Origin of the sequence: Acinetobacter vivianii (assembly GCF_014635885.1) — a bacterium.
GTDB classification, from domain to species: Bacteria; Pseudomonadota; Gammaproteobacteria; order Pseudomonadales; family Moraxellaceae; genus Acinetobacter; species Acinetobacter vivianii.
Genome location: NZ_BMDR01000009.1, coordinates 26,457 through 49,481 on the forward strand (window position 1 = coordinate 26,457; position 23,025 = coordinate 49,481).

Annotated in this window: 19 protein-coding genes; 9 read left to right on the forward strand and 10 right to left on the reverse strand. The window is 39.9% G+C overall.

Annotated elements, in window-relative coordinates:
* Positions 1-271 precede the first annotated feature (271 nt).
* Positions 272-664, forward strand: coding sequence for a hypothetical protein (locus tag IEV36_RS15970; protein ID WP_005256493.1), 393 nt, complete (start codon positions 272-274; stop codon positions 662-664).
* A 69-nt stretch (positions 665-733) separates the two neighbouring features.
* Here the strand turns inward: IEV36_RS15970 and IEV36_RS15975 are convergent, their stop codons facing one another.
* Complete coding sequence (locus IEV36_RS15975) at positions 734-1,585, reverse strand: LysR family transcriptional regulator (RefSeq protein ID WP_005256491.1); 852 nt, start codon at positions 1,583-1,585, stop codon at positions 734-736.
* Between the two features lie 122 nt (positions 1,586-1,707).
* Here IEV36_RS15975 and IEV36_RS15980 point away from each other — a divergent pair, with 122 nt between their 5' ends.
* Together IEV36_RS15980 and IEV36_RS15985 are read left to right on the forward strand one after the other, a co-directional pair.
* Positions 1,708-2,412: an FMN-dependent NADH-azoreductase gene (locus IEV36_RS15980; protein ID WP_005256489.1), complete on the forward strand. Its 705-nt coding sequence runs from the start codon at positions 1,708-1,710 to the stop codon at positions 2,410-2,412.
* Between the two features lie 323 nt (positions 2,413-2,735).
* The gene (locus tag IEV36_RS15985) at positions 2,736-3,095 is read left to right on the forward strand and encodes a hypothetical protein (RefSeq protein ID WP_005256487.1); all 360 of its coding nucleotides are present in this window, start codon (positions 2,736-2,738) and stop codon (positions 3,093-3,095) included.
* Between the two features lie 532 nt (positions 3,096-3,627).
* Here the strand turns inward: IEV36_RS15985 and IEV36_RS15990 are convergent.
* Together IEV36_RS15990 and IEV36_RS15995 are read right to left on the reverse strand one after the other, a co-directional pair.
* Positions 3,628-4,068 carry a hypothetical protein gene (locus IEV36_RS15990; RefSeq protein ID WP_004771085.1) on the reverse strand — a complete coding sequence of 147 codons (441 nt, stop codon included), beginning with the start codon at positions 4,066-4,068 and terminating at the stop codon, positions 3,628-3,630.
* A gap of 143 nt (positions 4,069-4,211) precedes the next feature.
* A complete protein-coding gene (locus tag IEV36_RS15995) occupies positions 4,212-5,573 on the reverse strand; it encodes a PQQ-dependent sugar dehydrogenase (RefSeq protein WP_005256485.1) in 1,362 nt (453 codons plus the stop codon).
* A gap of 168 nt (positions 5,574-5,741) precedes the next feature.
* Between IEV36_RS15995 and IEV36_RS16000 the strand changes: the two genes are divergently transcribed.
* Positions 5,742-6,269, forward strand: coding sequence for a GNAT family N-acetyltransferase (locus tag IEV36_RS16000; protein WP_081402407.1), 528 nt, complete (start codon positions 5,742-5,744; stop codon positions 6,267-6,269).
* Positions 6,270-6,557: 288 nt separating this feature from the next.
* Positions 6,558-7,484, forward strand: coding sequence for a LysR family transcriptional regulator (locus tag IEV36_RS16005; RefSeq protein ID WP_032864013.1), 927 nt, complete (start codon positions 6,558-6,560; stop codon positions 7,482-7,484).
* A 71-nt stretch (positions 7,485-7,555) separates the two neighbouring features.
* Here the strand turns inward: IEV36_RS16005 and IEV36_RS16010 are convergent, their stop codons facing one another.
* From IEV36_RS16010 to IEV36_RS16020, 3 genes are all read right to left on the reverse strand, one after another.
* A complete protein-coding gene (locus tag IEV36_RS16010) occupies positions 7,556-8,716 on the reverse strand; it encodes a M24 family metallopeptidase (RefSeq protein ID WP_005256478.1) in 1,161 nt (386 codons plus the stop codon).
* 79 nt (positions 8,717-8,795) lie between these two features.
* The gene (locus IEV36_RS16015; protein WP_005256476.1) at positions 8,796-9,869 is read right to left on the reverse strand and encodes a porin; all 1,074 of its coding nucleotides are present in this window, start codon (positions 9,867-9,869) and stop codon (positions 8,796-8,798) included.
* Positions 9,870-10,140: 271 nt separating this feature from the next.
* Positions 10,141-11,418 (reverse strand): MFS transporter, encoded by a 1,278-nt coding sequence (locus IEV36_RS16020; protein ID WP_005256473.1) that lies wholly within the window; start codon positions 11,416-11,418, stop codon positions 10,141-10,143.
* 524 nt (positions 11,419-11,942) lie between these two features.
* Between IEV36_RS16020 and IEV36_RS16025 the strand changes: the two genes are divergently transcribed.
* Entirely contained in the window at positions 11,943-13,454 is a 1,512-nt protein-coding gene (locus IEV36_RS16025; RefSeq protein ID WP_005256472.1) for a hypothetical protein, read from the forward strand.
* A gap of 95 nt (positions 13,455-13,549) precedes the next feature.
* On the opposite strand, the gene IEV36_RS16030 is transcribed toward IEV36_RS16025, so the two are convergent.
* From IEV36_RS16030 to gudD, 4 genes are all read right to left on the reverse strand, one after another.
* A complete protein-coding gene (locus tag IEV36_RS16030; protein WP_005256470.1) occupies positions 13,550-14,263 on the reverse strand; it encodes a FadR/GntR family transcriptional regulator in 714 nt (237 codons plus the stop codon).
* 241 nt (positions 14,264-14,504) lie between these two features.
* On the reverse strand, positions 14,505-16,091 hold the full coding sequence (locus IEV36_RS16035) for an aldehyde dehydrogenase (NADP(+)) (protein WP_005256468.1): 1,587 nt from the start codon (positions 16,089-16,091) through the stop codon (positions 14,505-14,507).
* A 30-nt stretch (positions 16,092-16,121) separates the two neighbouring features.
* Positions 16,122-17,033, reverse strand: a complete 912-nt coding sequence (gene kdgD / locus IEV36_RS16040) for a 5-dehydro-4-deoxyglucarate dehydratase (RefSeq protein ID WP_005256467.1) — start codon at positions 17,031-17,033, stop codon at positions 16,122-16,124.
* Between the two features lie 265 nt (positions 17,034-17,298).
* Positions 17,299-18,633 carry a glucarate dehydratase gene (gudD, locus tag IEV36_RS16045; RefSeq protein WP_005256465.1) on the reverse strand — a complete coding sequence of 445 codons (1,335 nt, stop codon included), beginning with the start codon at positions 18,631-18,633 and terminating at the stop codon, positions 17,299-17,301.
* Positions 18,634-18,912: 279 nt separating this feature from the next.
* Between gudD and IEV36_RS16050 the strand changes: the two genes are divergently transcribed.
* The 3 genes from IEV36_RS16050 to IEV36_RS16060 all read left to right on the forward strand — a co-directional run bounded on the left by IEV36_RS16050 (position 18,913) and on the right by IEV36_RS16060 (position 22,899).
* Positions 18,913-20,277, forward strand: a complete 1,365-nt coding sequence (locus IEV36_RS16050) for an MFS transporter (RefSeq protein ID WP_005256463.1) — start codon at positions 18,913-18,915, stop codon at positions 20,275-20,277.
* 73 nt (positions 20,278-20,350) lie between these two features.
* The gene (gene garD, locus IEV36_RS16055) at positions 20,351-21,898 is read left to right on the forward strand and encodes a galactarate dehydratase (RefSeq protein ID WP_005256461.1); all 1,548 of its coding nucleotides are present in this window, start codon (positions 20,351-20,353) and stop codon (positions 21,896-21,898) included.
* Positions 21,899-22,023: 125 nt separating this feature from the next.
* Positions 22,024-22,899: a DMT family transporter gene (locus tag IEV36_RS16060; protein ID WP_005256460.1), complete on the forward strand. Its 876-nt coding sequence runs from the start codon at positions 22,024-22,026 to the stop codon at positions 22,897-22,899.
* Positions 22,900-23,025 lie beyond the last annotated feature (126 nt).

Here is a 23,025-nt window from a genome sequence, read left to right on the forward strand (position 1 = left end):
ATGGAATTTTCCATAATATTTCAGGTATAAAGTTATACCTTTTTTACCAATTCAGCACGCAATATTTATCATTTTGCGGTGGAGTAAAGATTAAAAAATGGTTTTAATAACACTAAGCAATTGATAAATTAGCTCTTATTTCAGAAAAAAGGTTAAAATTGGAGTCGACCTCAACAGAGGAAATTCAAATTTATTTTAAAATGATATTGAATTTTACATTTATTTTTGTTTTAAAATAAAGCGAGATAATCAATTTTCAATGGAAATGAACATGGCTCTTATCAAAGAACAGGCAATCGAAAGCATCCATAGCATGCACGTCCTGATCGAGAAGATTTTTAGCGGAAAACACTCAGAACAAGACCTTCCCCTACTGATTGACTATTTTGCCGATCACTTTGAAATGGTCGGTGCAGCAGGCAAACGTATTTCATTAGAAGAAGTTAAAGGTTTATTTGCGAATAATCAGGGAAAAATGCCTGATATCCAGATTGAAATCTATGATGAGCAGATTTTAATGCAAAAACCAGATGCCATTGTGCTCACTTATACCGAAAAACATACCAAAGCGTCTGGCATTCTGATCCGCCGTTCTTGTGCATTGATTGAAGAAATTGATGGCAAAATGTTGTGGAGCTATTTGCAAGAAACGTTCTTGCCTTAAATCAACACGGTGACTGGTTCAAACGCAGTCATTCATGAGTAATCATGAAATATTGGGTTTGAACCGAAATCATTCATTTAATTTTCGCTCCAGCCATTCAATTAAATCGTGTGTCTTACGATTGCTGAGCTTGTCTTTATCTGGAATGTAATAACACAGTTCTGACTGAATCGACTGAGTCTGACATTGCTGGATCTGCTGCATTTTTAGCAACCGACTCATTAACGTGGTAGAGGCAAATACAAATCCATTGCCAGCCAGTGCTTCCTGAATGCCAAACAGTTCCTGATCAAAAGTTTTCACGATAATATTTGACGACGCTATGCCATTTAGCGCACACCATTTTTCTAAAGGGGGTGCAGCCAATGTCTTGTTTTTCCACACTGTAGTAAAAATCACAATAGGTTCATCGCCAGCAGCAAGCGGATCAATCTGTTGTCGGCCAAACAGATTAAATGTTTCGTAGCGAATAATCTCTGAGGCAGGCACCGTCGCAATATTGCCCAAACGTACAGGCAAATTATAGAGTTGCTGGTCTAGGGTCTCTCCTGTTGAAACCTCTACAGAAATATCGGGATAGATCAAAGAAAATTCATGCAATGCTGGGATTAAAATCAAAGCCGCTAAGGATGAAGTCGTCGTTACTTTCACCACATTGCTCGTCAGCCTAACTTCTTCTACAGCATTCTCAATTGTTCTAAATCCTTGCGAAATCTGCTTCGCTAATTTTTCTCCGATCTCGGTGAGGACAATTTTTCTAACTTCGCGATGGAATAAATCAACACTTAACCGATGCTCAAGCTTGGCAACATGATGCGAAATCGCAGTAGGTGTCAGCGAAAGTTCCTCAGCGGCCAGTTTAAAGCTACCTAAGCGCGCGGCTGACTCGAATGCTTTTAATGCCTGTAAAGAAACGTGCATGCCACGCTCCTATAAAAATAATAGATGACTTAAAATCATCTATAGCTTTGATTTACTCGTTTGTCTAGTGCTCTACTTCATTCCAAAATGGCTGTATATTCAATCAATCAGAGACGGATCAAATGAGTACAATCTTACATATCGATGCCAGTATTCGCGCTGCCAACAATCCTAACCCAAACCATAACTCTATCTCCAAAAACATTGCCCATCACTTTATACAAAGCTGGAAAAAACAGTTCGCTATAGATGAATATATTTATCGTGATGTAGGCATGAACCCACCGCCTTTTATTACTCAGGAATGGATGGGTGCAGCATTTACACCAGAACAAAAAAGAAGCGCTGAACAACAACAAATACTTGGTCTTTCAGATCAATTGATTGCGGAGATTGTGGCAGCTGAACTCATCATCATTTCATCACCCATGTACAACTATGGCATGCCAGCTCAGCTCAAAGCCTGGTTTGATCAAATCGCTCGCGTGAACAAAACTTTTGATTTTGATCTTTCACGCGGTGACTTTCCTTTGCAACCGACATTGTCTGGCAAAACGTTGGTGATTATTAGCTCAAGCGGTGAATTTGGTTTTGAAAAAGGAGGAATCAGAGAACAGATGAGTCATCTCGTTCCACACTTGCATACGGTGAGCAAATATTTAGGAGTAGATAAAATCTATGAAATTGCTTCTGAATATCAGGAATTTGCGGATGATCGTCATCGACAATCCGTAGAACATGCCTATGCTAAAGCAGAACAGCTTGCGATCGCGCTCAGTCATGAATTAAATCATCTGAACGAACCCAAAGCTGTAGCAATACCTTAGTTTTGCTTAAGCCACACAACATATTATTTTTAGTGAAGAATAAGGCGACCATTCCCAGCCTTATTCTTGCAGAAGCGATACTCATTTATCTGGGGCAACAATACGCTTAAAAGTTCCAGCTCTTAGAGCGCTGGGTGAGAGTAAAAGTATTTACATGAACTATAAATACTTATTTCATGTATCCGCTAGAATCAACCATAATGCGTTATGTATACAACTGATCGCGTAAGATAGACATATACTTTTTCCAAAGTGAGCAAGTTATTTCGCCCCTTCTGATTTGGCAACGTCAAAGTCATCAATAGAGAAAACAGGATAGTTTTATGGATAAACCTATACTATGCCCCAAATGTGGTTCTACAGAAATTGAAACACGTAATCATGACAAGTTATTGAGAACTACAGGCGGCGTATTACTCACGGCCGCAGGAACCACGGCGGGTACAGTTGGTGGTGCTGCAAGTGGAGCATCAATAGGCGCAGCAATTGGTACAGTTGCAGGCCCTTTAGGTGTGATTGTCGGCGGTACGGTAGGAACGTTTGTCGGTGCAATTGGTGCAGGTATCACAGGTGGAGTAATTGGAAATATTTTCGGCAAAAAAGCAGGTGTTCTGGTCGACAAGAATATTTTTCAGGACTATCGCTGTCTGAAATGCAAATATCGTTTTAAGCAAAAAAAGTAATACATCGTTCATGTTCTTGAGTTTGGAGGATGCGTTGTTAGACCAATTCTCCAGATGCTTTCATTCACATTGAAAATCGTCTCTCATTATTTCAATTCTAATTTTATCTCCTCTGCTGTCTTATATTTCTCCTTCTCATTTTTTAAAAAGCTAAGGTTCAAATAAAAAAAATCCCAAGCTCTTGGGGAAGAGAATGGGATTACGATATACACATTCATCAAGAAGTTCATCGTTAGTGCGCTATTTATATCACGCTTTATTTTATAAATACATAATGTGTCACACAAACTATACATAACTGTCTATCTGTTCTGATTTCAATCATTAAAGGACATTAAATTAATCTTTCAGAACAATTAAATAATAAAAATCTAAAAAATGAATGACAGTCCTCTCACCGTCGACACTGAAGCTTTGTTTCGAAGATTTTCTTAAATGACAGACACAATAAAAAAGGCTTCTATAAAAAAGCCTTTTTTAAAAAATAATTCAATGGAATGGAAAAGCGTTGTAGCGCAATGATTTTTTTAATTTAATTATTCTTATATTCATCACTTTCAAAATACGATTGGATCTGCTCAGCAGAACTGGTTTTCAACTTAGCCAGAATAATGCTCAGATCACGTTCAAATGTAAACTCTGCTGGTATTTCCTCATGAATCGGCGGAAGCCTCTTCACGCCCCCTTCTGTGATGCGTTCAATAAAGCCAGCTAACCACAATACAAATTCATCTTTATTCTTATAGTTGGGGACTAAACTAACATCAATACTAATATGGTCTTTGGTCGGCCTATCCTGAAAGCCTTCCACGAAATCGATGTAGTTATACAATAATTTTAAGTCGGTATCTTTAAGTTCTTCACGTAACTGTTTAACAATGAAATTGAGACAATCTTGAAGTGGAACGTTAAACTTTTTTTCCTCTTCAAAATGCCTGTAAATATTATCAGCGATACGCAAATACTGTGGCATGACGCTATCCTCATGTTGTTATGTCCCATTGAGTATGGAACTAAAAATTTAGTAGATTTGTAATGTTTTACGATAAAGATGTATTTTCTACAAACATTATATGAATAACGACATTTTGGATAGCGCAAAATTAGATGATATATCTAATTTTTCTGCTGATACTTTTGCGTTGGGCTTTCATAGGTCGTTTGTGCCACAGGTGAGACACGCCAGACTGTATTACCCACATCGTCAGCCACTAAGAGCGCACCTGAAAAATCAATTGCAACGCCAACTGGACGTCCCAAAGCTTCACCTTTCTCATTTAAGAAACCTGTGAGCACATCTTGCGGTTGACCATAAGGCTGTCCATTTCGAAAAGGCACGAAAATCACTTTATAACCACTATGTGGTTTGCGGTTCCATGAACCATGTTGTCCAATGAATGCACCTCCACGATACTGCGGCATAAGCTCTGTCGCATAGAAGGCCAAGCCCAAAGAAGCAGTATGGTTACCTAAGGCATAATCAGGTTTTAGTGCACGTGCAACCAGCTCAGGATTTTGTGGTTTTACCCGTTTATCGACATGTTGACCATAATAGCTATACGGCCAACCATAAAAGGCACCGTCTTTAACAGAGGTCATATAATCGGGAACCAGATCACTGCCGAGTTCATCGCGTTCATTAACGACCGTCCAGAGTTGTCCACCCTGTGGTTGCCAGCCTATGCCATTTGGATTACGCAGTCCCGTTGCATAGGGTCTGACCTTTGCTGTGGCAATATCATATTCCAGAATCTGTGCTCGACCTTGTTCCTGATCCAGCCCATTTTCCCCGACATTACTATTTGAACCTACCGTGATATAAAGTTTGGTTCCTTCTGGATTGGCTATCACATTTTTAGTCCAATGATGATTGAGCGGCCCAGCGGGTAAATCCAGCACCTTGGTCCCTTTCGCTGTTATTTGGGTTGCATCCTCCTGATAGGGATAACGCATCAGCGAATCCGTATTGGCGACATAAAGCATGTTACCCACCAAGGCCATACCAAACGGAGAATTTAAATTTTGTAGAAAAACCGTATTCTGATCTGCGATGCCATCGCCATTGCTATCTCGTAATAAACGAATTCGATTAGCACTTGGCAATGAAGAGCCTGCACGATTCATTACCATTTTCATGATCTTGCCGCGAATGCCCTTGCTATCCTCTGGTTTTGGCGGTGCATCTGTTTCAGCAACCAACACATCCCCATTCGGCAATACATACAACCATCTCGGATGATCTAATCCACTGGCAAATGCCTGAACTTTCAGACCTTCAACAGTAGTAGGCATCTTGCCCTTTGGCCAGCCTTTAGCGGGTGCAATATTGACAGTCGGGATCAATCTCGACTGCGGTTCAGGTAAAACGGGCTGTGGACCAAAACTATCGCTAATTGAATATTGAGAAGATGGCGTACAACCTGTAAATATTAAAATAAGACTGCTTCCAGTCAGGGAGAATAACAACCGTAAAGACATCAGGAATTTTCCTTGTTATTTTAATGACTCCAGACAGCATAATTCGATCTATACATGAGGTATAGCTGATTTGATTAACAGATTGTCTCTAATGTAAATAAACTGTTTAAAACCTGCCTTAGCCGTTAAAATATAAACAAATACAAAGAGAAGGAAAACAGCATCAATATTATTTTAAGACCACTTCAATATTCAGAAATTGATTTGATCTGGCAACACATTCATCGACGTGAACTGATTACTCAAAATTATGTCAAACAACAGTGTTTGCAACTCGTTGACTGTTTTTATGATGTTCAGCATTGGGATACTTATCATCTGCAAAATGATCCGCCTAAATTAAAACAGCTCTACCACGAACAAGCAGAATTCATCGGGGCCTTTAATCAGCAAGAAAAAATGGCCGGCATTTCCGTGGTATCCAATCAGATCATTCAAGATTATCCAGATGCCAAACTTTTACACTATTTTTATGTCGATGCCGATCAGCAAGGTCAAGGGATTGGTGCACAACTCATGCAGGCAGCGAAAATATCTGCAATAAAGCTAGGCGCAAAATATCTTTATATTTCTGCCACACCTAGCAAGCGAACTGTTGATTTTTATATGAAACATGGCGCTCAAGTATTGGACAAACCCGATCATCAATTATGGCAACTCGAGCCAGAAGATATTCATTTGCTGTGTGAAATTTAAGTTTGTTGGAAAAAATGAGACGTACTTTCGATTCATTTTTTCCTCAGCTTACTGGAGCTTTTTCTGGGGCTGCTTAAAACATTAACAGCTCGATTTTTGGCTGAATATTAAGGGTTATTCTCTTGATGAATCAAATAGAGATCGTGCACGCTTGCCAAGAAATCTTAAAAATAACCCTAGCGGATTGACAGCGTAAAAGTGAATGCATCATCACATGAAAATAAGATTAGTATTCACTCACTGAAAGATTATAGAATCGAGTTAGAAATATTTTTAAAACAGCATATCATGGATGATTTAGATTCGTTTTTTAGTTCTCGGGTGAAGTTTAAGAACCTAAAAATTCTTTCTTTGTTAGAGCAGCATAAATCTCTGACCAAAGTCGCGCAGATGATGCATATGACTACATCTGCCGTTTCCAAAGCTCTTGCAGAAATTGAAGCCAACTATGGTGAACAACTCTTTAGAAGAGAAGTTGGGCAACTGGTTGCCCTGCCCGAATGTTTAATCCTGATCGACTCCTATTTAAAAATAGAAGCACAACTTCGCGAAGGTCACGACAGAATTGCCTCACTCAGAGGTGCACGTGCCAGTAAAATCTCAATCGGTATACATGCACCGTCATTGGAAAATGCACTTGCCAATGCAATTGTACGTTTTAAACAGATTTCTCCTGAAACAGAAATCAGTATTAAAGCTGGCGATAAAACGTCTTTACTCTCTTATTTACGGGCAGGTGAAATTGATTTGGCGATTTGTCGGGCCGAAGTCGATGACCTCGAACATGATTTACGTGCAATTTTATTACATGAACATCAGTTGATATTGATTGCCAGTCATCATCTAAACATTCCTGCCGAACATAAAGATTTAAAAGATTTGTTAGATTACCCGTGGTGTCTGACCGCTCCAAGCTGCCCTGTACGTCAATGTTTTGACGCGAACCTGGTGGCCAGAGGACTAAAACAGCCTAAAAATCTAATTGAAGTAGATAACCCACCACATCTGATTCTAAATATCATGGAGAAATATCCTTCAATCACCATCACGTCCAGCAATCTCGCGAGGCTGCTTCATAAAAATAATAATCTTCAGATTTTAAATCGTGAATTAAGTTTCACCATCAAGCCTCAAATCATCATCTGGAATAGTCGAATTCCGCTCAACAGCAATGTTAGAAAATTACGTGATCTGATTTGTTATGAATCCAGATAAAGTTATTTAAACAGACTCACAATTAAAGGCCTAGCTAAAATCAAGATAGGCCTTTATTGACTTATTTAAACTTAGATCGGAAAGGTCAACTCAGCCATTTCAATTGGCCCATCGGTCAACATCACAGGACCCTCAGAGCCGATCAAGACCGTATCGGAATGGCGAAAACCGCCCACACCTTCAATATAAAGTCCTGGTTCAATGGTAAAACACATCCCTTCCTGAATCGGGCGATCATACCCTTCCGCAAAGAACGGCGCCTCATGCCCAGTAACGCCCATACCATGTCCAGTACGATGTAGCAGATAATCCCCCATTCCAGCTTTTCGGAAATAGTCATTCACAGTTCGATCAACCTCACTCATTAATTGACCGGGTTTTGCCATTTCGAAAGCAATACGGCGACCTTCCAGCATAATCTCAAACGGTTTTTTCGCATTTTCAGGCACTTTACCAAGAAAAAAGGTTCTTTCAACTTCAGCGCCGTAACCGTTCATCACTGCATTTACAATCGATACATGTGGGCCGCCCGGCTCCATTCTCATATCAATATTGGTAAAGTTATGCGGATCATGAGACACACTTGGCGGCTGAAATACTGCCGAAATTCTGGTAGCGAACGGATTAAGTTCTCTACTATCGGTCAGCAACCGAGTAAAAATAAGCTCTCTCACCTGACCAATCATTTCCATCAAGTTCATACCCGGATACGCAGATGACAGTAATAGATTATGTCCTTCTGTCGCTAACTGACATGCATAAGCCAGACGTCCTTTTTCATAATCCGATTTGATCATACGTAGATCATCAATGATATCGGTACGGATACGCTCGCCAGGAATTTCAGAATAAATCTGTAAGGGACAAATTGATTCAACACCAATACGCGGATTGTTCTCAAATAGTTCTTTAAATCGATCACTCCATGCCCGACCTGCTGGCGCTGGAAATTCAAAATATGGAATAAGTTCAATCTCACTCACAGCACGAGATTGAACATGCGGAATTTCCAGTTGAGGGACAATAAATTTTGGTACACCCTTTTGAGGAATCACCAAGACAAAAGGCCGCTCATGTACTGCATTTGCAAAATTGGTTAAATAAAAAATATTATCTGGACAAAAGGATACATAATGATCAAGACCTTCCTTCTGCATCTGTTCCTGAACGCGTATTAATCTATTCTGGATTTCACTTTTAGATGGTGGATAAAATATTGGTTCAATATTCATTTTTTGCTCCTTAAAAAAATGGATTTGTGAAATAGAGTTAATTTAAGAAATTAAATTGATTTCACGATATATTTAAAAACTAGAAGGAAAACTTTAAACCCACCCCATAAGTTGAAGGATCATCTCCAGCACCACTTAATGCAATATCATTGATTGTATAAAATGAATTTTCATTATTATCGACATAGGCTGCACGAATATAAGCATCCAAATGTTTATTAATATGATAATTGGCACCTGCCGAGTAAACCATCGCAGTCCGATCCTGCTGATCAACATCACGCCAATAAACAGAGGCTTTTAAACTATACTTCGGCTGTTCAAAATTAATCGCTGCACCATAAACCTGAGCAGAAGCAGCATGTGGACTATCAGGTTTAAAATATCCTGCCGTACCAATTAAAGTTAAATTTTTATTCATTCTTCTTAGAACAAGCGCACGATAATCCTTGGTTTTAACATCGCTTAAAATCTCTCCTTTATAATTTACTGAAAAATTGCTAATCAGTTCATTATAGGATCCACTTACTCGATTTACCCCATCATCATAAATCGCCAAAATGCCATAGTTTTTCGCATCTGTTACATACGAACCCTCTCCAACCATCTGGTTTGGAGAATAGAGCATGGTCAACGAAGTATTTTTAAATGTTGGGGTGGTATAACTGACTGCCCGACTGGTCCTCAAATCATAATTAGGTGCACCAGCACCAAGGTCGTAAGCCTGAATCGCAATCGCTGTCGGGGTAAAAGGAGCGGCAAATAACTCTTCTAATGCACCAGCAACGGCAGGCATAACTCGTCCATACACCAGCGTTCCATACTGTTTGGACTGCAAACCTAAGTACTCTGCACGAGCAAAAGTCGTCTTCCGCACAAATTCCATTTTGCGTAAATCGATCATTGACTCTGCATTTCCAACAATAGACAGGTCGTCATTTAATTTAAGATTCAGTTTTAATCCTAAGCGGCTCGCATAATCCATTCCACTTTGAAACTCATGTGAGTCTTGTACTTCTGAATGAGAATAATTTATCCCGTAATCCAGTACCCCATATACTTTAAAGGGAGAGTTTTCATCACCAACGCTAATATCTGCAAAAGCTGCTATTGGTAATGCGCATATACTTAAACATAAAATAGATCTAAACATTATATTTCACTCCATGAACCAACATTTTTCTATTCCTTTAAATTACACAAACTCTTTATTTTTTTAAATTGATATCTTTTCCATCGCAGTTGAATATTTTTCTACTCAAATATTTTTAGGAAAACTTATAAAAATAAAAAACCTACTTTAAAAAAGTAGGTTTGAATAAAATATTCACAAAACTTTAAGCCAAATTATTAAGTCACGCTCAATTAAAATTTAATCCTTTATTTTAACTTCGCCTAATAAGCTTAATATTCATATCAACAACTCAAATAACCAGTTGTGATGCACGTAATTTGATACCTCGATGACAGAGTAAAAGCGAGGTAATTGAAATTATCGCTGCAACCGAGAGATAAATCACAGGCGCCTGTAAATTGCCTTTACTCAATGCATAGGTTGATACAATCGGGGATAAAGCACCAAATAAAGTAACACCCACGTTATAACCAAGTCCTATTCCCAAAGCACGTTGTCTGGCTGGGAAATAATCTGAAATAAATGGGAAATAGCCACCGATCATCAGGCCTAAGCCACTGGCACACACAAGCTGGAACAAGAACAAGCGACTTGCAGAAGGTACTGCCAATAAATATTCATAAAGCGGAATACCGATAAACGCACAGAGAATGACACCGGTATACATCACTACCATTCTGTTTGATTTATCTGACCAAATGCCGCCGATGATTGAAAATATAATGATGAACAATGTCGCCAATGTTGAACTTGCGGTACCAATAACAGGTTCAATCCCCATCCCTTGCTTAGCAAAAGATGGCATAAAGATAATCACCAGATAAACCACAGCGGAACCAAAACCAGAAAGCGAAGCGACCAGCATCACTCTTTGAAAAATCTGTCCGAATGTTAATTTAGGCGCGACTTTATTGGCTTGATCTTGAACCAGTACCTCACTTTCCTCCATATAGCGACGTAAATATAAACCTAAAGGTATAACTGCAAGGCCAATGAAGAAGCCAATTCTCCATCCCCAGTCTAAAGTGGCTGCTTGCCCCAAAATCCCATAAATCGATAATGCGATACCAGAACCCGTTGCAAGCGCAAGATAAGTTGAACTATTAAATAATGCGCCATAATATCCTCTACGCTGTTTAGGACAACTTTCCATTACCAAAGAAACAGCAGCGCCAAATTCTCCTGATGCAGCAAGTCCAGCAACCAATCTTCCCAACACCACCATGGCTGTGCCGAGATATCCACTTTGCGAATAAGGCGGAGCCACCGCAATTAAAAGAGTACCTACCCCCATCAACATGACGGTTAAAATCATTGCTGATTTACGACCTTTACGATCAGCATAACGTCCAATGAAATAAGCACCGAGTGGTCTGACCAAAAAGCCCACTGCAAAAGTGGTAATCGCAGCCAAAGTCGATAAAATTTCATTTTCAGCAGGGAAAAAATTATGTGCGATCGCGAGAGCGAAATATCCATATAACGTAAAATCAAGCCATTCCAGAAAGTTACCCGCAGATAATCCGAGAAATGAGCGTCTATTAATCGTGTGCTTTTCTATACGCATGATGGTCTCTCCTGACCTAGCATCTATTTGTTAAATTAAAGCTACACAAAAGTACGAAACTATAAAATTGACAAATTTTCCATCGTGGTTGAGTTTTTTTCTATTCACGTTTTCTCTAAATTACAAAGCGCTATATTCAAATCATGAACTGTATTTTTATTTATTAAACATATGAACAGTCTTTGCAAGCAGATGATATGAGATCAACCTGATTTCCCACTCGGATCTTCATTGCTAATCAGTGCTTACAAGTTACGGTAACACCTCCAAAGTAATATTTTACCTATCCGAACCAAAGAGAATAAAAACCAAATTCTCTCCTAAACCACTGTAATTAATATTTTTTAGCTAACAAGCTGGTCTTTTTGATCTAATTTACCCTATCCCAAAATCGTGATAAATTGCCCTATTTCCGCTATTTTTAATTTCATCATTTAGACTTATGCTGGAAACATAAATATGGATGAGACAAAGAGTCCCTCTACTTTTTTGAATTTTAGCATTCAGTAGATTGGAGCAGCGCATTGAGTAATAGATCACAATCGAATATGGATGGAATACAGTTTCCAATTCAGCCTGGCAGAAACAAGCCCAGCACGACAGATACCGCAAAGAAAATCTTATACGCAGCACTAAAAAGTGTCGATTCTCCCTACGCCACTCAATTAACTGCTGAAAAAAACTGGAGAAAGAAATATCCAGTTTATTTTCAAGAGCTGGTGAAAACAGGCATTCGTTCTGTACAGAATCCTCTCCTCATTGCTCAGCAAGGCTTGGATACAGCTAAAAAGTCATTTCACTTTCATCGTGCTGGACAGCAAACGTCTTTAGAACAGGCAATGGCTGATGTTAAAGAACAGCCTTTTGAAAACTTTGTGCTGAAAGGTACAGGCAGCCCGACGATTGAGCCGTGGTATATTCCGTTTAAAGGACAAAAACTGCAAGGTGAAGCCTTACTTAAGCAGATTGATCGCTGGGAACAGCAACAGATCATCGAACCCAGTCATGCCAAAGCGTTACGTCTGTTGCAGGCTCATCCAGAATGGTTTGATTTGTCCTCTCGTACTATGGTGCTCTTCGGGGCAGCGTCTGAAGCTGGGCCTTTAAGCTGGTTAGCCAAATGGCGTGCGAATATTGTTGCGATTGACTTACCGAATCCAAAAATCTGGCAAAAAATTACCAACACCATTCAACAAGGCAATGCCACACTGATTGCACCGCAAATCACTTTGCAAAATGGTGAAAAACAGATGGGCGCAAATCTTCTGACTCAAACACCAGAAATTGCAAACTGGTTAAATACATTTGAGCAACGTTTAGATCTGGCTGGGATTGCATATCTGGATGGTGAAAAACATGTTCGTGTTTCTATTGCCATGATCAGCATTATGGAACAGGTCAGCCGTCAAAAAGCCGATAGCAGCATCATGTTTATGCTAACGCCAACCGACATTTATGCCATTCCAGAATCGGTTGTAGCGTCGATCCAGCAGAAAATTAAACAGCGTCCACTTGTCGAGAAATTACTGACTAAATCGATTCATAACATCTCGTTAAGTCATTTTTTTAAATCGAATATCGAACAGTTGATTGAATCAGATAACGGCCAAAAATATGGTATCTCGGATTGTATGGTGATTGAACAAGGCCCTAACTATGCCCTTGCGAAGCGCCTGCAACAGTGGTTTGCCATTTGTACCCGCGCACGTGGTCAAAAAACGGTTATCAATATTGCACCATCAACCACCACACATTCGGTTGTTAAGAATCCAATTCTTAAGGCGGCTTTTTCAGGGGCTGATTTGTTTAAAGTCGAAACCTTTAGTCCTGAAACCACAAATGCCATTATGGCTGCGCTGTGGGTGCATGATTTAAATAATCCTGAGAGTGCAACCAATCCAGAAAGACCACTCGAACATCCTTTCGAGCTGATTATGGAAAATGCGAATCATGGGGGGTTATGGCATGTTCCTTATTTGGCGAGAACCGCGCTGCCATTTGCTGCAGCTTATGGTTGGGTGAGAGAGAAGTTTTAGTTTTAGAACCAAAAACTCCAATGAGAAATATTAAAAAAGAGAGCGGATAGACGCTCTCTTTTTTTATCACACGAGATTCAAGATTAAATCGATGCTTATTGCTTAAACTTTTTAATGCTTTTAGAAAGATGAGCTCGCATCATTTGTCGAGCTAACAAACCATCTTGATCGACAATTGCGTTATAAATATTGACATGATCATGGTGAACCGCTTTTAAATATTCTTCACGATTTTCAGGACTTTGCTCAATTGATTTTAAGCGTGCACGCGGAATAATTTTTTCCCCCAGATACTTTAAAAAATCGACGAAATATTGATTTTCCGAAGCTTCAGCAATCGCAATATGGAAATCATAATCCGCTTTTACTGTGCCATCATTTGCATCTGAAGAAATATGATGCTCAAAGTCCTCAAGCGCAGCTTTCATTTTATCAATGTGAATTTGCTTACGGCGCTCTGAGGCTAAAAACACAGCTTCAGATTCAAGACTCATCCTAAGCTCAAGTAAAGAAACAATATCGTTAATGGTTTCTAAGCTGGCATTCGACAGCAAAAAATTCTGTTCAATGGTTTGTTCTTTAACAAAAGTCCCAATTCCGTGACGAGTCTCGACAAAACCTAAAGAGCGCAACTCGGTAATTGCTTCACGAATGACAGAACGGCTGACTTCAAATGTTTCAATCAATTCCAGTTCCGTTGGAATCTTCTCTCCAACTTTAAATTCTCCAGACTGAATTTTTTCGATTAGTTGTTCTACAATAATCTGGCTTAGTTTTTTTGTTGATCTAGGTTTAATTGCGCTAGACATAATCTGAAGAACTCATGAAATATTTAAAAAAATTAGAAAATTCATTCTACTATAATCTTAACCGATAGTCATATTTGCTTTTTTATTCCCCTAAATACCTAAAATTTAATTCATTTATGTTACTCATGCATTTTCGTTCAACGAGAAAGATGTGATCACTTGCACTTGGTAAAATAGTGATGATTAGCTGATTTAATGAGAAATATGCAGCTCAATCTTTTAGCTTGAGCTGCACAATCCTTTAAATTTGAGCCTGACTTAACTGCCCATTCACCAGACGATTAATCTGTAGCGGATTACTATCTTTTAACGCATCGGGTAACAATACTTGTGGCGTATTCTGGAAACAGACTGGACGTAAGAAACGTTCAATTGCGCCCGTACCGACCGACGTTCCACGCGCATCACTGGTTGCAGGGAAAGGGCCACCATGCACCATCGCATCAGATACCTCAACTCCTGTCGGGAAGCCATTAAACAATACACGACCCGCTTTACCAGTTAACAAGTGAAGAAGCTCACCTGCTTCAGATAATTCATTTTCATCGCCAATAATCGTTGCTGTAAGCTGCCCGCCTAAAGCCTCAATCCCTTTTAACAAAGTCGCCTCATCTTCCACGCCAATCACGATTGACATTGGCCCGAAAACTTCATGCTGTAGTTTTGGATTACCTGACAATAAAACAGATTGATCCGCTTTAAATAGATGTGCTTTTGCTTGAGAAATGAGCTCAGCATCTTGCCCTGTCGCAATCACTTCAAAACCAGCTTCACTGTTTAAAGCATCGATACCTTGACGGTAGCTTTTTAAAGTTCCTTCATTCAACATGACCTGTGGCACAGCTTTTTGTGTGCTTTCAGCTAAAGCTGCTACGAACTTGTCAAATTCAGGACCTTGTACGCCTAAAATTAACCCTGGTTTTGTACAGAACTGACCACATCCCATATTAAACGAGGCAACCGTGTCCTGAGCGATTTGTTCACCACGAGAACTCAGCGCTTGAGATAAAACCACCACAGGATTCACACTGGACATTTCAGCAAAGAATGGAATTGGCTGAGGACGGCTCTGCGCAAGGTTATAAAGCGCCATGCCACCTTCTAGTGAACCCGTAAAACCAGCAGCTTGAATCAGTGGATGTTCTACCAAGTTTGCACCAATACGAGCACCAAAAATCATGTTGAATGTGCCTTTAGGCATATCGCAAACTTCAATTGCTTTTTCAATGGCTTCTGCAACAAGCTCGGCAGTCGCCATATGTCCAGAATGCGCCTTAAACACAACTGGACATCCTGCAGCTAAAGCTGCCACGGTATCTCCACCTGCGGTTGAAAATGCAAGAGGGAAATTACTCGCACCAAACACTGCAACTGGCCCTACTCCAACTTTGTATTGACGCAAATCAACACGTGCTAAAGGTTTACGTTCTGGCAATGCCACATCAATACGAGCACCATAAAAATCGCCGCGGCGTAAAAGTTCAGCAAATAGTCGAAGCTGACCTGTAACACGACCAGTTTCCCCTTGAAGACGAGCAAGCGGCAAGCCTGTTTCAAGTGAAGCGACTTCTTGCAAATTCGCACCTAACGCCTCGATTTGACGAGCAACTTCTTCAAGAAAAGAGGCACGTTGCGCTTGAGATGTTTGGCTATACACTGCAAAAGCGTTATGCGCAGCTTGAGCAGCTTGATCCACCTCTTCAAGTGTTGCCTGACTAAAAATATAACCAGTTGGTTGATAGTCTTTTGCACCCACACTTTCTAGAGCAGGTGTATTTGCAGCAACGCGTTGACCATTAATAAACTGTCGACCGTTATTTTTACTCATTTTAAAGCTCCAATGCCTAAACAGTTAAAATTATTGCGGACCAAGTGTCGCAATGAGAGCAGCCAAATCTTCATAGTCTGCTGGAGTTAAATCACTTAATGGTGGACGCACTGGACCAGCATCGTGTCCAACAATTTTGGCGCCTGCCTTAATCATGCTGACGGCATAACCTGATTTACGGTCGCGAATTTTAATCAGTGGCAAGAAGAAATCTTTAATCAAACGATTGGTTGTTTCAAAGTCATCACTGCGAAGCGCGTTATAAAACTCCATTGCAGTCTTTGGAATAAAGTTAAATACAGCTGATGAATAAACTGGGCAACCTAAGGCTTTATATGGCGCTGCAAAAACCTCTGCTGTTGGCAAGCCACCTAAATATGACAAACGGTCACCCATCGTTTGAGTCACTGCCGTCATCATATCGATTTGACCAGAGCTGTCTTTAAAGCCAATTAAGTTTGGGCACATCTCGGCTAACTTTTGGATTGAATCGAGATTGAGTCTTGAAACGCTACGGTTATAAAAAATTACGCCAAAGTCGACTGAATTACAGACTTGCTTAACATGTTCGATCAAACCTTCCTGACTTGCTTCAGTTAAATAATGCGGCATTAACAGAATACCGTGTGCACCTAAGCGCTCTGCTTCTTTTGCCTGTTCAATCGCTTGACGTGTCGGACCACCTGCGCCAGCAATAATCGGTACACTGCCTTTACAAGTATCAACCGCAGTTTTAATTACGTCAGCGTATTCATTTCCAGTTAACGAGAAAAACTCACCTGTACCACCCGCAGCAAATAATGCACTTGCGCCATAAGGAGCTAACCATTCAAGACGTTTTGCATAAGAAGATTTATTAAAGTCCCCATTTTGGTCAAAGTCGGTTACTGGAAAAGAAAGAAGACCGTCAGAAACAATGTTTTTTAACTCAAGAGCATCCATTACAAAATATCCATCTGTGTTTATGTTGTCAGACATCTTACATCATAAGTTTTCTTCTGATCAATATCTTTTTCCCATGAAAGTTTAAAATTTTAAAAAAGATTAAGTTTTGGTAAAACACGACAACACAACCATTTGTTTTATAAGATATTCAAAAAAACTTTTAATGTAAAAGTGAATAAATAGACATAAAAAAGCTGCTCGTATGAGCAGCAAAGTTTGAAAACAATCAAAAAAGCGAATTATCTAGACATATCGCTAAAAATTAACGAACCAGACATGGCTTTTTATTATTAAACGACCAGTTAGGAATTAAATATTGCATTGCATCAGCATCATTACGAGCCCCTAAACCTTTTAATTTATACAGCTCATGGGCTTGATTAATTCGATCCCAGTCCAGCTCAACCCCAAGTCCCGGTGCGGTTGGCACCTGAATTTTACCGTCCTTAATTTCAAGCGGCTCTTTCGTTAGCTGATCTGTACCTTCTTGCCAAATCCAGTGCGTATCAATTGCCGTTACCTTGCCTACCGCCGCGGCTGCAACATGGGTAAACATCGCAAGTGAAATATCAAAGTGATTATTAGAGTGTGAACCCCACGTTAAGTTATACATATTGCAGAGCTGTGAAACTCGAACCGAGCCTTCCAATGTCCAGAAATGTGGATCAGCCAAAGGAATATCAACGGCTTGCAATTGAATACTATGCGACATTTCTCGCCAGTCGGTCGCAATCATATTGGTCGCTGTGGGTAAACCTGTGGCACGTTTAAACTCGGCCATAATTTCACGGCTTGAATAACCTTGTTCTGCACCGCACGGGTCTTCTGCATAGGCCAACACACCTTTAAGATGTTTGCCTAAAGCAATGGCTTCGTCTAAAAACCATGCCCCGTTTGGATCAAGCGTCACACGCGCTTCTGGAAAACGGCGCGCGATAGCTGTAACAGCTTCAGCTTCTTGTTCGCCCTGTAACACGCCACCTTTTAATTTAAAGTCTTTAAATCCATAACGATCATAAGACGCTTCTGCTAAACGCTGCACAGCCTCAGGTGTTAACGCTTTTTCATGACGAACTTTATACCAATCATGGTTATGCTGAGGTGTTGTCGCATAGTCTAATGAAGTCTGTTTTCGGTCACCGATAAAAAATAAATATCCGAGAACTTCGACTTCACTACGTTGCTGACCTTCGCCTAATAAGCTCGCAACGTTCACATTTAAATGCTTACCAAGTAAATCAAGTAGTGCTGACTCATAAGCCGTTACAACATGAATCGTAGTTCGTAAATCAAAGGTTTGATTGCCTCGGCCACCACTGTCACGATCAGCAAAAGTTTGCTGAATTTTCTTGAGTAGATTTTTATATTCCCCAATCGGCTGTCCTTCTACCAAGGCTTTCGCATCATTTAAAGTCGCTAAAATTTTTTCTCCGCCCGGAATTTCGCCTACCCCAATATTTCCAGAATTATCCTCAATAATAAGTATGTTACGAGTGAAATACGGTCCATGAGCACCACTCAAATTGAGCAGCATACTGTCATGTCCAGCAACGGGAATTGCTCGAATTGATTTAACGATAGGTGTAGAGGTCGCCATTAAAATACTCCTTGGCATATTGAGATTATTTTCATTTGTAAAACTTATAAGACATCATATGACTTGTCAATATAATGCGTCGAAAAATTATTTTTATCAGCCTACTTGCCAAAATAATATTTTTAATCATATGATGTCATACATCTAAGGCGCGGTTTAGAATAGGACTTTAGGATAGAGACAGAAATTTCATTTCTCCTTTATCCTATCGATGAATTTGACATGACGTCACCTATTTCACGGATATGCAAATAGGTCGATTATTAAAAGAGTTTGTATATGGATAATTTGCAAACAAATCTTGCTGCTGTAAGTCAGCCAAGAGCAAAACATAATAAAACGCGCTATTACATTTTAGCGATGATTTTTTTAGTGACTTCATTAAATTACGGTGATCGGGCGACGCTTTCGATGGCTGCCGCCCCGATGTCGCAAGAGCTTGGTTTAAGCACTGTAACCATGGGATATATTTTCTCTGCATTTGGCTGGGCATATGTCATCGGTCAAATTCCAGGTGGATGGTTACTCGACAAATTCGGTGCACGGAGAGTTTATTTCTGGAGCATTCTGCTCTGGTCATTTTTCACGATTCTCTTAGGCTTTGTCGATATTTTAGGTTCTATCCCTCTTATTATTGCTTCATTATTTATCTTACGTTTCTTGGTTGGATTATCTGAAAGTCCTGCATTTCCGGGCAATAGCCAGATTGTCGCAGCGTGGTTCCCAACCAAAGAACGCGGAACTGCCGCAGCGATATTTAACTCGGCTCAATATTTTGCCACTGTCATATTTGCACCATTCATGGGATGGTTGGTTGCCCATATTCATTGGCAATCTGTGTTTTGGATTATGGGTGGACTAGGCATTGTGATTGCTTTTATCTGGTTAAAAGTCATTTATAGCCCAGAAAAGCACCCTACGATTAACTCAGATGAGTTCAAATATTTACAAGCAGGCGGTGCCATTACCAGCATGGGTGAAAATCAGCTTAAAGTTGCTGATGAAAACAACAAGATGAATTTTAAAAATATTAAGAAACTACTCTCTTCTCGTATGCTTCTCGGTATTTTTATTGCTCAATATTGTATTACCTGCTTAACCTATTTCTTTATTACTTGGTTCCCTGTTTACCTTGTAAAAGAACGCCAAATGTCAATTTTAGAAGCTGGTTTTGCGGCTGTATTACCAGCGCTTTGTGGATTTATTGGTGGCGTATTAGGCGGTGTGATTTCCGACAAACTCATCAAGATGAATAAATCTCTGACCTTCTCTCGCAAATTCCCTATTATTTTTGGCATGTTGCTATCAACCAGTATCGTGGTTTGTAACTATGTTGATTCGCAAACAGCCATCTTGTTCTTCATGTCACTGGCCTTTTTTGGCAAAGGTTTTGGTGCCTTAGGTTGGGCTGTCATGTCGGATGTCGCACCAAAAGAAATGGTTGGTTTGTCAGGTGGATTATTCAATACCTTCGGCAATACGGCAGGCATCGTGATCCCTATTGCGATTGGCTATATCATCAATTCGACAGGTTCTTTCAATGGTGCACTTGTTTTTGTAGGTGTACATGCGGTCATCGCAATTATTTGCTACCTGTTTATGGTCGGCAAAATCCAGCGCTTCGAGTTAAAACCTACTTCTTAAAATTTTAGGTCATAACGTTTAAAGAGAAACTAAGCGTTATGACTCCCTCTTCAAATGTATACAAGGAACGATCATGCTGAAGCCTCTCCTCATAAAAATTAGTCCTCTTGATAATGTAGCCATTGTAGTAAATGACGGAGGGTTACCAACCTCTACACCTATTGAAGAATACCAACTCACCTTGGTTGATCATGTACCACAGGGACATAAAGTTTTATTAGAGTCATTAAAGCAAGGTGAAGCCATTGTTCGTTATGGGGAAATTATTGGCTATGCCAATAAAGATTTACCCGCGGGTTCTTGGGTAAATGAAGCCGTTACCGAAATGCCTGAGGCACCTGAGCTAGATGACCTTGAGTTAGCAACGCGTCCTGATCCAAAGCTTCCAGCCTTGAGCGGATATACATTTAAAGGTTATAAAAATAAGGATGGCAGCGTCGGCACAAAGAATATTTTAGGTATTACGACCAGTGTGAATTGTGTAGAAGGTATTGTCGATTATGTCGTTAAAATTATTGAACGTGATTTACTTCCTAAATATCCCAATGTAGATGGTGTAGTCGGATTAAACCATTTATATGGTTGTGGTGTAGCAATTGATGCACCTGCTGCAAGTGTTCCTATTCGCACAATTCATAATCTTGCACTCAACCCTAATTTTGGTGGAGAAATTATGGTTGTGAGTCTGGGCTGCGAAAAAATGCAACCCGAACGGCTTTTAAATATTCCTAAAGAAAACAAATATATTCCCCTAGCAAACGAAGATATTATCCAGTTGCAAGATGAACGCCACAACGGTTTTGAAAGTATGGTCAACCATATTTTATCCGTGGCAGAACAACACCTTGAAAAGCTTAATCAACGTACTCGAGAAGAAGTTCCAGCATCTCATTTGGTTGTAGGTATGCAATGTGGCGGCAGTGATGCATTTTCTGGAGTCACCTCTAACCCTGCCGTTGGTTTCGCAGCTGACCTGATTGTGCAATGTGGCGGTACCGTTATGTTCTCTGAAGTTACGGAAGTCCGTGATGGTATTCATCTACTCACTCCACGTGCAGCAAGTGAACAAGTTGCCAAAGATTTAATTCGGGAAATGAAATGGTACGACGACTATTTAGCAGCAGGCCAAGTAGACCGAAGTGCCAATACCACACCGGGTAATAAAAAAGGTGGGCTGAATAACATTGTAGAAAAGGCGATGGGATCGATCGCAAAATCGGGGCGCTCACCGATTGTAGAAGTTCTCGCACCGGGTCAAAGACCGACTAAAAAAGGTTTAATCTTTGCGGCAACCCCTTCGAGTGACTTTATCTGTGGTACGCAGCAAATGGCCTCTGGAATTACAGTTCAAGTATTTACAACGGGCCGCGGTACACCTTATGGGTTGGCTGCCGTGCCAGTCATTAAAATGGCAAGTCGAAACAATATTGCAAACCGTTGGTATGACCTGATTGATATCAGTGCTGGCGATATTGCCATTGGGAAGAAAACCATTGAAGAAGTAGGTTGGGAACTTTTTGAACTAATTCTACAAGTGGCGAGTGGCGAGCAACAAACATGGTCAGACCGTTGGGGTATTCATAACTCACTCGCTGTATTCAACCCAGCACCCGTGACCTAATAAAGTTTAAAAGATGAGGCATATCACCTCATCTTTTTCACATTTCCCATATTAATTACGACACATTTCCCTCAAACCAATCACTGCTGCTAAAATAATCCTGTAAACCAAGAACTCATTTGTATATGCAAAACCAGTCTGCTCCGACACAGCCCTCGACTCAAATTGGAAAAGCCTTGCTTTGTCTTTTGACATCAGCATTTTTGTTTTCCATTATGGGAGTGTGCATTCGTTTTGCGTCTCAAACCGTAGACAATGCCACTGTTGTGTTTTTTAGAAATGCAGTGGGTTTATTTATTTTTATCCCAATGCTGTTTAAACAAGGATTAGACTTCGTTAAAACAGATAAACTCTGGATGCACACTTGGCGAAGTTTGGTTGGTCTTGCTGCAATGTATGGTTTTTTCTATGCCATTGCCAACCTAAAACTCTCAAATGCTATGGTTTTCAGTTATTCCTCTCCTATTTTTATTCCACTGATTGCATGGCTTTTTTTAAAAGAAAAAATCACTAAATCAATGATTTTTGCTGCTGTTATTGGGTTGGTTGGAGTTTTATTTGTTGCCAAACCCGACCAAGGCTTATTTAACGAATTGTCTTTTATTGGCATAGGTGCGTGCTTTTTATCAGCCATGGCCTTTGTTACCGTAAGAGCTTTAACCAGTACAGAGCCGCCTGAACGTATTGTATTTTACTTCTGCATTTTTGGTAGTTTAATTTCATCTATTCCAATGTTATGGCACTGGCGTATTTTCACTTGGCACGAATTAAGCCTGCTCATTGCCGCAGGACTTTTAGCAAACATTAGCCAACTGTTTATGTCGTATGCTTATAGCTTAGCGCCAGCAGGGCAAATTGGCCCAATGAATTATATTGCTATTATTTTTGCAGGGATTTGGGGATTTATTTTTTGGCATGAATTACCCGATCTATTCAGCATTATTGGCATATGTATTATTTTATTTGCAATACTGCTTTGCAGCCCAAGATTTAGAAAGTAGTTTATTGATTGATATAGCGGTAAAAGTTCGAATGATCCATGATAAAAAATCATTAAACCTTGAGAATAAATCCGTTGTACTCATCCTATAGTCTCTCTTATCTTTGAACCGATAATAAACAGCTAA

Coding starts and splice junctions, on each gene's coding strand:
- IEV36_RS15970 (WP_005256493.1), top strand. CDS start 272: ATGGCTCTTATCAAAGAACAGGCAATCGAAAGCATCCATAGCATGCAC.
- IEV36_RS15975 (WP_005256491.1), bottom strand. CDS start 1,585: ATGCACGTTTCTTTACAGGCATTAAAAGCATTCGAGTCAGCCGCGCGC.
- IEV36_RS15980 (WP_005256489.1), top strand. CDS start 1,708: ATGAGTACAATCTTACATATCGATGCCAGTATTCGCGCTGCCAACAAT.
- IEV36_RS15985 (WP_005256487.1), top strand. CDS start 2,736: ATGGATAAACCTATACTATGCCCCAAATGTGGTTCTACAGAAATTGAA.
- IEV36_RS15990 (WP_004771085.1), bottom strand. CDS start 4,068: ATGCCACAGTATTTGCGTATCGCTGATAATATTTACAGGCATTTTGAA.
- IEV36_RS15995 (WP_005256485.1), bottom strand. CDS start 5,573: ATGTCTTTACGGTTGTTATTCTCCCTGACTGGAAGCAGTCTTATTTTA.
- IEV36_RS16005 (WP_032864013.1), top strand. CDS start 6,558: ATGGATGATTTAGATTCGTTTTTTAGTTCTCGGGTGAAGTTTAAGAAC.
- IEV36_RS16010 (WP_005256478.1), bottom strand. CDS start 8,716: ATGAATATTGAACCAATATTTTATCCACCATCTAAAAGTGAAATCCAG.
- IEV36_RS16015 (WP_005256476.1), bottom strand. CDS start 9,869: ATGTTTAGATCTATTTTATGTTTAAGTATATGCGCATTACCAATAGCA.
- IEV36_RS16020 (WP_005256473.1), bottom strand. CDS start 11,418: ATGCGTATAGAAAAGCACACGATTAATAGACGCTCATTTCTCGGATTA.
- IEV36_RS16030 (WP_005256470.1), bottom strand. CDS start 14,263: ATGTCTAGCGCAATTAAACCTAGATCAACAAAAAAACTAAGCCAGATT.
- IEV36_RS16035 (WP_005256468.1), bottom strand. CDS start 16,091: ATGAGTAAAAATAACGGTCGACAGTTTATTAATGGTCAACGCGTTGCT.
- kdgD (WP_005256467.1), bottom strand. CDS start 17,033: ATGGATGCTCTTGAGTTAAAAAACATTGTTTCTGACGGTCTTCTTTCT.
- gudD (WP_005256465.1), bottom strand. CDS start 18,633: ATGGCGACCTCTACACCTATCGTTAAATCAATTCGAGCAATTCCCGTT.
- IEV36_RS16050 (WP_005256463.1), top strand. CDS start 18,913: ATGGATAATTTGCAAACAAATCTTGCTGCTGTAAGTCAGCCAAGAGCA.
- garD (WP_005256461.1), top strand. CDS start 20,351: ATGCTGAAGCCTCTCCTCATAAAAATTAGTCCTCTTGATAATGTAGCC.
- IEV36_RS16060 (WP_005256460.1), top strand. CDS start 22,024: ATGCAAAACCAGTCTGCTCCGACACAGCCCTCGACTCAAATTGGAAAA.